General features: G+C 58.2%; 7 protein-coding genes. All 7 read left to right on the top strand.

What is annotated here, in order from left to right; translation table 11 throughout:
- The first annotated feature begins 839 nt into the window (after positions 1-839).
- The 7 genes from hrpA to ACP4CD_RS08635 all read left to right on the top strand — a co-directional run bounded on the left by hrpA (position 840) and on the right by ACP4CD_RS08635 (position 12,658).
- On the top strand, positions 840-4,904 hold the full coding sequence (gene hrpA / locus ACP4CD_RS08665) for an ATP-dependent RNA helicase HrpA (RefSeq protein WP_426994256.1): 4,065 nt from the start codon (positions 840-842) through the stop codon (positions 4,902-4,904).
- 224 nt (positions 4,905-5,128) lie between these two features.
- Entirely contained in the window at positions 5,129-5,677 is a 549-nt protein-coding gene (locus ACP4CD_RS08660) for an RNA polymerase sigma factor (RefSeq protein ID WP_426994255.1), read from the top strand.
- A 69-nt stretch (positions 5,678-5,746) separates the two neighbouring features.
- Positions 5,747-6,703, top strand: a complete 957-nt coding sequence (locus tag ACP4CD_RS08655) for a FecR family protein (RefSeq protein WP_426994254.1) — start codon at positions 5,747-5,749, stop codon at positions 6,701-6,703.
- Positions 6,704-7,002: 299 nt separating this feature from the next.
- The gene (locus ACP4CD_RS08650; protein ID WP_426994253.1) at positions 7,003-9,435 is read left to right on the top strand and encodes a TonB-dependent siderophore receptor; all 2,433 of its coding nucleotides are present in this window, start codon (positions 7,003-7,005) and stop codon (positions 9,433-9,435) included.
- A gap of 175 nt (positions 9,436-9,610) precedes the next feature.
- A complete protein-coding gene (locus ACP4CD_RS08645; protein ID WP_426994252.1) occupies positions 9,611-10,846 on the top strand; it encodes a PepSY-associated TM helix domain-containing protein in 1,236 nt (411 codons plus the stop codon).
- A gap of 209 nt (positions 10,847-11,055) precedes the next feature.
- Complete coding sequence (locus ACP4CD_RS08640; RefSeq protein ID WP_281022836.1) at positions 11,056-11,577, top strand: RNA polymerase sigma factor; 522 nt, start codon at positions 11,056-11,058, stop codon at positions 11,575-11,577.
- 91 nt (positions 11,578-11,668) lie between these two features.
- On the top strand, positions 11,669-12,658 hold the full coding sequence (locus ACP4CD_RS08635; RefSeq protein ID WP_426994251.1) for a FecR family protein: 990 nt from the start codon (positions 11,669-11,671) through the stop codon (positions 12,656-12,658).
- Positions 12,659-12,749 lie beyond the last annotated feature (91 nt).

Raw genomic sequence — 12,749 nt, 5'->3', positions numbered from 1 at the left:
GGGTAGAGATTAGGGCCGCATTCGCCGATGCGATTCTGCCTCCCAAGCCGCGCGTACGCCCCCGCGTGGGGACTTAGTAGCGCGCGTCTAGCGGGGAATGGCACCTCTGCGGCGAGACGGGTTGGCGCGTGGGATCGATAAAAAAATCACAGGATGCCTCAGGCTGAATGATCTCAACAGGTGGGCGGGATAGAGCCTTACATATTTCCCGCCACCAGGGGCGGGATAATCCATTTTATTCGTTAGGCAACAAGAGAAACCAGAATATGAATTTATCCTCCCCAAACCGTTTCAATTCCATCGCTTGTGGCGTAGCCGCCAGCGAGGTTCACGCAGGCAGCCCAACCCTCGACCGCCTGCACGAGCTCCTGCCGAACGTCGATTCGGTTTGTGATATCGCCAGCGGCGCGGGGCATATGGGCCGGGAACACGGAGTCGCTGAGCAAAGCGTTCTTCTCACGTGAGAGCATTTTGTTTTGGGCTTTGACAACCTACGGCAAGAACAAGACGAAGTACGCCCAATTGAGGTTTGACGCCTCGCTTGCCCACCTGCGCTGGCACGAACTCCGGAGCAACAAGGATGCAGAGCGTCTTCTTCAGGCAGTAATCAGCGATGCCTAACCCCTCGGTCGAGGCGAGGCCCAACGACGGGCCACCAGTCCGCGTAGGATGGTGGCCGATAGGCGTTCCGCCATTCTGGGAACGGTTCACCGGGTTCCGCCGAATGATGTTTTGGGGGCTTTGGACGAATGACTTTCGGATTTGGCATGTCTTCAGTCGCTAGTGCGCCTTTTGCAGGCTAAGTCCGTATAATCGGCGCTTTTTAACATACCGTTCTGATGTCCGCTTCCGAAACCCTCAAACAACTCGCCAAAAATCTCCAAAACTGCATCGGCAGTGACCGCCACGGTTTGAAGCGGCAATTGGATAGATTGCGCGGCGAGGCGGGGAAGGGCAAGGATGTAGCCGGGCAGTTGCAACAACTGGCTGACAAGATCGAGCGTTCGGTGAGTCGCTGCAACCAGCGCCGGGCCTCGGTGCCGGTGATTAACTATCCGGATTTGCCGGTCAGCGGTAAGAAGGACGAGATTGCCGAGCTGATTAAAAACCACCAGGTCACCATCGTCTGCGGCGAGACCGGTTCCGGTAAGACCACCCAGTTGCCGAAGATATGCCTGGACATCGGTCGCGGCATCGGCGGCATGATCGGCCACACTCAGCCCAGAAGGATTGCCGCGCGCACCGTGGCCGACCGTATCGCCGAGGAACTGGGTCAGGCCATCGGCAACACGGTCGGTTATAAGGTGCGCTTTCACGACCAGACCGCACCGAATTCGCTGGTCAAACTGATGACCGACGGTATTTTGCTGGCCGAAACCCAGAACGACCGCTATCTGAATCAGTACGACACGCTGATTATTGACGAGGCCCACGAGCGCAGCCTGAACATCGACTTTCTGTTGGGTTATCTGCGCTGGCTGCTGCCGAAACGGCCGGATTTAAAAGTGGTGATTACTTCCGCGACCATCGACCCGGAGCGTTTCGCCAAGCATTTTAACGGCGCGCCTATCGTTAACGTGTCCGGCCGCACCTATCCGGTGGATGTGCGTTACCGGCCGATCGAATTGATCGAGGAAGACGACGAAACTTCCGCCGATTTGCAGCAAGCGATACTGGATGCGGTGGACGAACTGTACCGCGATTTGCGCGGCGACATTCTGATCTTTCTGAGCGGCGAGCACGAAATCCGCGAGACCACCGAATCCTTGCGCAAGTCGCATAACAACGGCCGTTACGAAGTGTTGCCGCTGTATTCCAAACTCAGCGTGGCCGAACAGGAGCGGGTGTTCAAACCGTCCGGCAACAAACCGCGTATCGTGCTGGCCACCAACGTCGCCGAAACCTCGCTGACCGTGCCGGGCATTCGTTGCGTGATCGATTCCGGCCACGCCCGCATCAGCCGCTACAGCGCCAAGAGCAAGATTCAGCGCTTGCCTATCGAGCGTATTTCCCAAGCCAGCGCCAACCAACGGGCCGGGCGTTGCGGCCGGGTCGCCGAGGGCATCTGCATTCGGCTGTATTCGAAAGAGGATTATCTGGCGCGGCCGGAATTCACCGATCCCGAGATTCTGCGCACCAATCTGTCGTCGGTGATCTTGCAGATGGCGGCGTTGAAGCTCGGCGACATCGAAGAATTCCCGTTCGTCGAACCACCCGACGAAAAAATGGTGCGCGACGGCAAGACTTCGTTGTTCGAAGTCGATGCCTTGGATAAGCAAGGCAACTTGACCGACACCGGCCGCCAGTTGGCGAAGATTCCGACCGACCCGAAGCTGGCGCGCATGCTGCTGGCGGCGGCGCAATTGGGTTCCTTGCACGAGGTCGCGATCATTGTCTCGGCCTTGAGTATTCAAGACCCGCGCGACAAGCCGGCCGACAAGTTGCCTCAGGCCGAGGCCAAGCATGCGCAATTCAAGGCCGAAGATTCGGACTTCCTGACCCTGCTGAATCTGTGGAATGCCTTCGAGGAACAGAAGAAACACCTGACCAACAGCAAGTTGCGTAAATACTGCCAGGACAACTTTTTGTCCTACATCCGCATGCGCGAATGGCACGACATTCACACCCAGATCATGCAGGTGGCGCGTGGCGATTTGGGCTTAAAGACCGCCGGCAATCCGGCCAATTACGAGCAAATCCACATGGCGCTGTTGCCGGGCTTGCTGTCCAACATCGGCTTTCGCCACGAGCAATACGAGTATTTGGGCGCGCGCGGCCTGAAGTTTTTCATCTTCCCCGGTTCCGGCCAGCATAAGGCGCGGCCGAAGTGGATCATGGCCGCCGAGCAGGTCGAGACCAGCAAGGTTTACGCCCGCACCGTCGCCAAGATCGAGCCGGAATGGATAGAAGCCTGTGCCCAGCATTTGGTCAAACGCAATTATTACGACCCGCATTGGGAGAAGAACGCCGGCCGCTGCGGCGTGTTCGAACGGACCTTGCTGTACGGCTTGACGCTGACCGCCAAGCGCAAAGTGCCGTACGAAAACGTCGATCCCAAGGCGGCGCGGGAGATGTTCATCCGCCATGCGCTGGTTAATCAGGATTACCACTCCAACGCGCCGTTTTTTAAAGCCAACGAAAAACTGCTGGAGGAGGTCGGTTACATTCAGCACAAGGGCCGCCGCGTCGATTTGATCGAGGATGAGGAATGGCTGTACCAGTTTTACGATAAAAAGCTGCCGGCCGAAGTCGTCAGCGGCATCACGCTGGATCAATGGCGCAAGAAGGTCGAGCGCGACAATCCGAAGATTCTGTTTTTGACCAAGGAAGACCTGACCCGCAACGACGACAACCAGATTAACGACTGGGATTTTCCGGACAGCAAGAAGATCGGCGACTTGACCATCGAACTGCATTACCGCTTCGAACCGGGGCATGACGAGGACGGCGTTACCGCGATCATTCCGGTGCACCAGCTCAATCAGATTCGGCAGATGCCGTTCGACTGGCTGGTGCCCGGCATGCTGGAGGAAAAAGTTACGGCGCTGATCAAGTCGCTGCCAAAACATTTACGCAAGCACTTCGTGCCGGTGCCGAACACCGCCAAGGCCTGTCTGGAAATCGAGCCGGATTTCAAGGGTTCGGTCTACGAATGGCTGAGCAATCGTTTGCGCAAGCTGACCGGCGAAGCGATCCCGCTCAACGAATGGCAGCCGGATCAACTGCCGGAACATTTGAAGATGAACTTCCGCGTCGTCGACGATGCCGGTCGGGCCATCGGTTACGGCCGCAATCTGGCCAAGCTGCAAGCCGAACACGCGACCAAGGCCGGCGACAGTTTCGACAAATTGGCGCAGGAAGAAATGAATCACACCGGCTGCATCGCCTGGGCCTTCGACGACTTGCCTGAAACCTGGCAGTTCATGCAAAAAGGCCAGAGCTTCATCGGCTTTCCGGCCATCGTCGATGAAGGCCAGACGGTCGGTGTGAAAATACTGGAAACCCAGCACAAGGCCGAACTGGCTCACTTCGACGGCTTGACTAAGCTGTATCAGTTGGTTTGTAAAAAAGATGCGCAATACCTATTAAAAAACCACGGCGTGTCGCCGGCCTTGCAACTGGCCTACAACCAGCTGCCGGCCCATCCCTTACTCAAAGACCGCGCCGGCGGCGACTTCAAGGACGATGTGTTGCACGCGATCTTCGCGGCGGTATTCGTCGAAGGCCAGGCCATCCGCACTCAGCAGCAATTCGAGGCGATTTTGGCGGCGAAAAAATCGACGCTAATGACGACGATGACTCAGGTCGGCAAGCAAATCGGCGACATCCTCGGCCAATACCAAACGCTGCGGAAGCGCTTGCAACAACCCGGCGTCGCGCCGGGCGTGCGACAGGACATCGAGCAGCAGTTGGAGTTATTACTCTACAAAGGTTTTTTGCGGCATACCCCGGCCGGGCAATTAGCGGCGATCGCTCGTTATTTGAAAGCCAGCGAATGCCGCTTGGATAAACAAAAGCCGGATTCGCCGGACGTACAAGGTCTGAACAGGTTGTGGCAGCATTACTGGCGGCATATCGAAAAACAGATGAAGACCTTGACGCCGACGCCCGAGCGGGAAAGCTTCCGCTGGGCCTTGGAAGAATTGCGAGTGTCGTTGTTCGCGCAACAGTTGAAGACGGCCTTTCCGGTATCGGTGCAGCGTCTGGAAAAGCAGTGGGATCAGGGGGTTAGGTCGGCCGGCGCCGCGCTTTGTCGGCTTAGGCTAATGTTCGCGAATCTCGATTTGCCACGAAGAAGGTTATTCGCGAGCCAGGAGCGGTTTCAGCGGCGAAGCGGCGGGTTTTTCGGTGTTCGATTTCGGCGCGCGAATGCGGCTCGGCTCGGGTTGCGACCGATCGTTTAACAAACTATGTTAAATAACGGAAATGAAATCCGGCAAATCCCTCGGCCCGGTTTGCGCTGAGCGCTGGCCGCGGCTTGCCCGGCAGCCGCCGGGTTCAATCAGAGGGTGTTGCCGGGCACGCGCGGATGCCTGCGGCCGGCGGTGCCCGGCAGGTGCGCCGGTTTAACCGCCCCGGCAGTATCGCTCGACTCGATTTGTGGCATGAAAATGGCTAGAGGTCCGGTTTGCCAATCGGATTCCGCCAGGTTCAGGCTCATGCGTTCATGACAGTCGACATCAGCAACTTGTATCAAAGTTACCGCAAGGAATTAATCAACCATTTGTCGCGCATCGTTAAATGCCCGGACACGGCTCAGGATTTGGTGCAGGACAGCTACATCATTTTGGCCAAAACTTCGATCGACACGCCTATCGAGCATCCGCGCGGCTTTCTGTACCGTATCGCCGGTAACTTGGCCTTGGATTATCTGCGGCATTCTAAGATCGTCGAACGCCACGTCGAAACCCATGTCGCCGACGAAGCGCAACATCCCAGCCCGGAGCAAGAAGTCGGCGCGGATCAGCGCCGAACCTTGCTGCATCTGGCGATCGCCGAACTGCCGCCGCGTTGCCGCGACGTGTTCATCCTGCACAAGTTACGAGGGCTGAGCTACCGGGAAATCGCGCAACGATTGGCGATTTCCGAAAGCGCGGTGGAAAAACATATCATCAAAGGCTTGCAGCATTGTCGGGACCGACTCGGTCCGCATTTTGGCCGGCCCGACTTCGACTGAGGATTCGGCGCCGATGGACGTCTTATCAGCGCCAGTCCCATGCCGTGCCCGCCGTTTTATAATGCCCCCATGACCGATTCAGTACCCGATAACGCCAAGGCTCAAGCCGTTGCCGACCAGGCCATGCATTGGTTCGCGCGCTTGCGGGGTGATTCGGCATCGTTGACCGAGCGGGATGCGTTCGCCGAGTGGTACGCCGCCGATTCCGCCCATCGCGCCGCCTACGACGATATTGCCCGATTTTGGCAAGACGACGATTTGGCCGGCGCCTTGGCCGACTTTTCGATAAGTGCCTCGGCGTTGCCCGCGAGGCGGCGGGTTCGCTATCGCATGCCGCTGTTGGCGGTGGCGGCCAGTTTGGCGTTGGCGGCGGTGGTTCTGCGTCCCGGTTTGAGTTGCCTGCGCGCCGATTTCTGTAGCGCCGTGGGCGAAGTCCGCAACGTGGAACTGGCGGACGGCAGCCGGATCACGTTGAATTCCGACACCGCGCTGTCGGTGGACTATCGGGCCAGCGAACGCCTGGTTCATTTGGCGTACGGCGAAGCCTATTTTGAGGTCAGCCACAATCCGGAACAGCCCTTCGTGGTCGACAGCAAGCATTGCCGGACCCGGGTGTTGGGTACCCGTTTCATTGTCCGCGACGGCGTTGGCCACGACGAAGTCTCGGTGCTCGGCGGCAGCGTCGAAGTGGGGCAAGGTCGGCAAGTCGCGGCGGTATTGAAAGCCAACGACAGCATCGCGGTCGGCGCCGACCAAGACGGCGGCCGCCGCAAACTGGCACCCGCCGCGATCGGCGCTTGGCTGAAAGGTAGCGCGGTGTTCGACAATGCCACGTTGGCCCAAGTCGTCGCCGAGCTGAGTCGCTATCGTCGCGGCCGTATTTTAATCAAGGACGCCGCCACTCGCGACCTAAAAGTCAGCGGCCGTTTCAATATCGCCGATACCGACCAGGCCCTCGAAGCCCTGCGGCAAACGCTGCCGATACGGCTATACAAACTGACGCCCTGGCTGGTCGTTATCGGTTGAATTGGCGAGGTAGGCACTGGCTTACGGCGCTTCATCGCGCGGGAATGCTCTCGGTCGCCGCTTTAGCGCCTACCACGGCGGCCTGGGAAGCCGCCGGCTGGTAGGCGCGGCTTCGGCCGCGATCGATGGCGCGGAATTTGGCCGGGCCGTTACTTGCCGCAAATACGCCGCGCGCCGCTCCGGCGTAAATAGCAATCACCGAGAATATGTTTGCGCGACCTGAGGGAAACTCGTCGCCGCCCGTCTTCCTGTCAACCTCGAGGTTTTCGAGGATCTTTCGACTACATCAGGAGACACGCATGGCAATTCCGACTTTTCGTCCTATCACCGCGAATTTCGGCACCTCGTTGGCGCTGGCCATCGCGGCGGCGCTGACCTCGCCGGTCGCCATCGCCGCCGAGCAGACGCTGGACTACGACATACCTCCGCAAGCGCTGAGCAGCGCGCTGAACGCCTACGCCGACATCGGGAACGTCCAGCTCAGCTACCCGGCCGGTTTGACCAGCGGTTTGCATTCGCCCGGCGTTTCCGGAAAATGGTCCCCGCGACAAGCGCTGGAAAAATTGTTAACCGGCACCGGGATCAGCGCCAAAACTACCGCCAACGGCACGATCACGCTGGAAAGCACGGCGGAGCCGCCAAAGCCGGGGTCCTCGGCGACCACGCCAACCTTGCCCAGCGTGACGGTGACCGGGCAGGCAGCTTACTTGAATAGCGATCCTTTTAATCCGGACTATCATCGGCGCACGGCGTCGACCGCGACCAAAACCGACACGCCGCTGATGGAAACGCCAACATCGATTCAAGTAGTGCCGCGCGCGGTGCTGGACGATCAACAAGCTATCCGGCTGGACGAAGCCACCAAGAACGTTAGCGGCGTGCAGGCTCCCAGGCAGTTGGGCGTGCTGTTCGACAACTTCATGATCCGCGGCTTTACGACGCCGTCGTTCAATGTTTATCGCGACGGTCTGCGCCTGGCATTGCAATCCTTCGAAACGGCTAACCTGGACCAAATCGAGATCTTCAAAGGTCCGCCGTCAACTTTGTTCGGCCGCAGCGCGCCGGGCGGCCTGGTCAACATGGTCACCAAAAAGCCGTTGTTCACGCCGTATTATTCGATCGGCCAGCAATTCGGTTCTTACGATTTGTACCGCACCACGCTGGATGCCACCGGTGCGCTTAACGACGATAAAACGCTGGCTTACCGAATGAATTTTTCGTATATGGATGCCAATTCCTTTCGGGATTTCGTCGGCAGGGATCGGGTGTTCGTGGCGCCGCAACTGACTTGGAAGCCGAACGACGCGTTTGAAATCAACCTGGGTTATGAATACAAAAAGGACAATATTATCGGGGATAGGGGAATCGCGGCGGTAGGCAACCGGCCGGCCAACGTGCCGATCAGCCGTTTTCTTGGCGAACCGAGTTTCTCTTCGCAGCAAGCCGAAAGCCATCTGGGTCACTTAAGTTGGACCTACCATTTTAATGACGACTGGAAGATTCAACAGCGCTTCGCGGTGAACATGCTCGATACCTTTAACCGTAACATCGTGCCGATTTCCATGGAAGCCGATAACCGGACTGTCAATCGCGGTCTGTTTTACGGTTTGACCGAACGGGCTACCTATACCCAAGATTTAAATCTCAACGGTAAGTTCGATACCTTCGGCATTGGCCACAACGTGCTGCTTGGTTTCGATTACTATCGCTTTGAGGAAAGTCGGGGGGTGACCTTTCTGCCTGGCGCGGCTTTTATTCCCCCAATCGATATCTTTAATCCGGTATACGGCAACGTCAAGCTTCCAAACGACTTGGCTAAAAACAATTTCGTTATCGAAAATCAAGAATGGTTCGGGTTATATTTTCAGGATCAGGTCGATCTAACCAAAAATCTGCATTTTTTGTTTAATGGACGGCACGATTGGTCTACCGCAATCGCGGGATTCTCTAACTCGGCGATGCCGGAGGCCACAGCAGTAGCGGCGGAAAAATTCAGCCCGCGCCTGGGCTTGGTTTATCAACCGGTTAAATGGCTTTCGTTGTTCGCTAACTGGACCGAGGCTTTGGGTGCGTCCAATGGCCGATCAGCCGCTGGCCTGCCCTTGCCGGCCGAACTTGCCGAACAATTCGAAGGCGGAATCAAAACCGAATTTTTTGATGGCCGCCTCATTGCATCGCTTGCCGCATATGAGTTGACCAAGCGCAATGCGCTCACTGACGATAGTTCTACACCCGATCCGTCTGACCAAATTGCGGTGGGCGTGGCCCGCAGCCACGGTTTGGAATTCGATTTTTCCGGCGAATTGACCGACCGATGGAAAGTCATCGGCAGCTATGCCTACACGGACGCTAGATATCTGCAAGACAATGGTCAGTTCGGCGATGCGCCGTTGGTCGGCAAGCGCTTGCCGAACTCCCCGGAACATTCCGCCAATTTATGGACGAGCTACCAAGTGACGGACGGTTTTAAAGTCGGTACCGGCGCCTATGTCGCGGGGAAGCGCCAAGCTAACGCGGCCAACAACTGGCAATTGCCGGGCTACGTGCGCTGGGACGCGATGGCGGCTTACCAATGGACGCTCGGCAAGTCTAGGATGACGGCGCAGGTCAACGTCAACAACATTCTCGACAAGCGTTACTATGCCTATGCCGACGAATTCGGGAATCCGCGCTTTGATGCGATGCCCGGCGAACCGACCACGATACTGGGCTCGCTGAAGGTTGAGTACTGAGACCTGGCTTGATCAATAACGGTCGTTTTAACTGGGGGAGGGCGGTCGTTTGTTCGTATGCGGCGGCCGGCCGACAACAAACGGGAGCATGGATTTATTGGTTTAGCGGTAGGTAAAACCCAAGTTAAAAACGTCTTATCAGTATAAGCTTGCCGCGCGAAAGGACTATAAAGCCATGAACTCACCCGCATCCGCCGTTACCGCCGCTCCAGTCAATGCCAACGCCAAAAGAACCGCGCGTTTGGAAGGGCTCAAGGCCCGCCGCAAACTCTGGCTGAAAGTCCATCTTTGGCTGGGTTTGAGTCTGGGTTTGTTTTTGGCGTTGATCGGCTTGACCGGCTCGGTCCTGGTATTTTGGCAGGAAATCGACCGGGCGCTGAATCCCGCATTGTACGTTTCGGCGCGCGCCGGCGGCGATCACCAGTCCCTGGACTCGATATTCGCGGCGGCCGAGCGCGTCGCGCCGCCGGCTTGGGAGTCGGCTTGGGCCGACGCGCCTACCGCGGCCAACGGCAATTATGTGTTCGGTTTTTATTACCCGAGCGGCAGCCAATCGCCCGAATCCGCGCAATCGTTGAATATCGCCATCGACCCCTACACGGCGGAGCCGGCCGGACGGCGGGTGTTTTATCACGCCAGCAATCCGCTGAAACACAGCTTGATGGGGTTTTTCTTTAAGCTGCATTATGCCTTGCTGTTGGGGGATACCGGCGTGACGGTGGTTGGGATATTCGGCGTGCTGTTTTTGGTTTCGGTTTTGTCCGGCCTGATTTTATGGTGGCCATTGACCGGAAAATGGCGGCGGGTCTTGACGATTAAGCGGCGGGCCAGTCGCGAACGCTTCAATCACGACCTGCACCAAAGCGCCGGCTTTTATAGCCTGGCGGTCATGCTGGCCTTGCTGGTATCCGGCATTTACTTCAATTTGCCGGAGCAGTTTCGCTGGCTGGTCGGACAGTTTTCCGAACTGAGTCCCGAGCCGCCAATGCCGGCGCATGCTTCGCCCGGTCAAGCCGGCGCGCTGGACCGGGCGATCGAGCGCGCCCGGCGCGATTTTCCGGGCGGCGTAGCGCAATATTATACTTGGGAAGGCGGAACTCACCGGCGTTTTCAAGCCTGTTATCGCGACGTCGAATCCTTGCGATACAAGGTGGTGAATGACCGCTGTCTGGTTTTCGACCCGGCTAGCGGCGAGTTGCTACAGGTTCAGGATGCCGAGCACGGTAGCGCCGGGGACGTTTTCATGCTGTGGCAATGGCCCTTGCATTCCGGCCGGGTGTTTGGCTGGACCGGTCGGATTCTGGTGTTCGTGACCGGTTTGCTTTGTCCCTTGTTATTCGCGACCGGTTTGATTCGGTGGCTGCAAAAGCGCAAATCCGCGAAAGCGAAACTTAGGGCTAGGATTGCGTGAAATAACATTGTTTAAATTCTGGCGATCCCGGTGGCTACCGGCGAATGCGCGCCGATAGGCTGGGGCGATGCCAAGTTCTTCTTTGGGCGGAGCGGATGCGGCGCGGTTTCCAGCCAAGCTGCTGAGCTGAACATCGTTGTTCGGCAAGTTTCGGCGTAAATTTTGCTGGCTAAATGCCACACCATGACCGCCCCACTTCTATCCTCTCAATGCTTGAACTGACCGCCGACGACATTGCCGATCTGATGCATAAGCATCGCCGCGAATTGCTACGCTTTCTGGCGCAACGCATCCGTTGCACGGACGCCGCTCAGGATATTTTCCAGGAAACCTTTATTCGTTACGCCGGTTACGGCGGTAAGGATCGCATCGACAATCCGCGCGCTTTCATTTTTCGTATCGCCGCCAATTTGGCCACCGATTATTTGCGCAGCCACCAGCGCCACGCCGGTTGGGACCAAGAGGCCGGGGATGGGGCGGAGGGCGACGGCGGCGAACCGGCGTCACTCTCCGCCGAACGTACCGTGATGTCGCAACAACAACTGGAACGCTTGATTGCCGCGCTGGACGAATTGTCGCCCAAGTGCCGGGAAGTGTTCGTCTTGCTCAAACTCCAGCATTGTAGCTACGCGGAAGTGGAACAAAAGCTGGGGATATCGCAGACGATGATCTTCAAGTACTTGACCCAGGCCATGCGCCATTGCCGGCGGACGGTCGGCGAGTTGGATTGATTTGGCTGTCGATGGCGTCCAACGCGGCAGCCCTTACCCTATCGTGGCTTTATAATCCGCTACTTGCACCAACAGCAGACCGGCCCTAGCGATGAATTCTCCCATTCCGCCATTTCCTCAAGGCAGCCCCGACGAACAAGCCGAGTATTGGCTGGCGTTGCGCGACTCGCCGTTTTACGACGGCGAGCAGGAACGGCGCTGGCAAGCTTGGTTGGCGGCGAGTGCCGACAACCGGGAAGCCTGGCGACGGGCCGAGGCGTTTTTCGGCCGAATAGAACGCATCGATCCGGCGCAGATCGTTGACATCCAAGCGGCGCTACGCGGCGTAACCGGTGCGCGGCTTGAAGTCGCCGACCGGCCGGCGCGGCGCGGGCATTCCTGGCTGGTGCCGATGGCCGCCTGTCTGCTACTGGCCGCGTGCTTGGGTTGGGCGATGGCTGCCGGTTGGTTGGCCGATTTCCGCACGGGCACCGGCGAGCAGCGCCGGATTCAACTGAGCGACGGCTCGACGGTAATTCTGAATACCGGCTCGTCATTGTCGGTGGATTTTTCCGAAACCCAAAGGGTGATTCGCTTGCACGGCGGCGAGGCCTACTTCAAGGTTGCCGCCGACGCAGGAAGGCCGTTCGAAGTAGTGAGCAGCGGCGGCCGGGTCAGGGCCTTGGGTACCGCGTTCGATGTCAAACATTGGCGGGACGATCTGGCGGTCACGGTATACGAACACAGCGTGCGGGTCGCGTTCGCCGACGGCGAAACCGTGGAAAGCCTACCGGAAGGCCAGCGTGTCGAGTCGGTCGGCGGCAAGGCCGGCCGGCCGGAAAGCGTGAATCTGAAGCAAGTCGGTGCCTGGCGGGAGCGGCGCCTGGTGTTTAAGGAACAAGCGCTGCAAGCCGTGGTCGACGACTTGAACCGTTACCGTTCCGGTCGGATCGTCATCGCAGACCCCGATTTGGCCCGGCATCGAGTGACCGGCGTGTTCGACGCCAACGACACTGAAGCGGCACTGGCCGTCATCGAGAAAACCTTGGCCGTCGCCGAATGGCGGCTGACCGACGCTTTGGTGATTTTGCGGCGCAGATGAGCAGTCTCGCCGCTCGAGCATGGTGGGGGTGTAATCGGAAACCGCCGTTGAGCATGGCAGTCTCGTTAACTCGCATTGAGGCTAGCCGCGG

Source organism: Methylomonas stagni (assembly GCF_050154735.1).
Taxonomy (GTDB): domain Bacteria; phylum Pseudomonadota; class Gammaproteobacteria; order Methylococcales; family Methylomonadaceae; genus Methylomonas; species Methylomonas koyamae_A.
Note: the sequence above shows the minus strand (reverse complement) of the source record. Positions and strands in the feature narration are given on the sequence as shown.

Excerpts from the sequence above, each read along its gene's own strand:
- hrpA (WP_426994256.1), top strand. The coding sequence starts at position 840 with ATGTCCGCTTCCGAAACCCTCAAACAACTCGCCAAAAATCTCCAAAAC.
- ACP4CD_RS08655 (WP_426994254.1), top strand. The coding sequence starts at position 5,747 with ATGACCGATTCAGTACCCGATAACGCCAAGGCTCAAGCCGTTGCCGAC.
- ACP4CD_RS08650 (WP_426994253.1), top strand. The coding sequence starts at position 7,003 with ATGGCAATTCCGACTTTTCGTCCTATCACCGCGAATTTCGGCACCTCG.
- ACP4CD_RS08645 (WP_426994252.1), top strand. The coding sequence starts at position 9,611 with ATGAACTCACCCGCATCCGCCGTTACCGCCGCTCCAGTCAATGCCAAC.
- ACP4CD_RS08640 (WP_281022836.1), top strand. The coding sequence starts at position 11,056 with ATGCTTGAACTGACCGCCGACGACATTGCCGATCTGATGCATAAGCAT.
- ACP4CD_RS08635 (WP_426994251.1), top strand. The coding sequence starts at position 11,669 with ATGAATTCTCCCATTCCGCCATTTCCTCAAGGCAGCCCCGACGAACAA.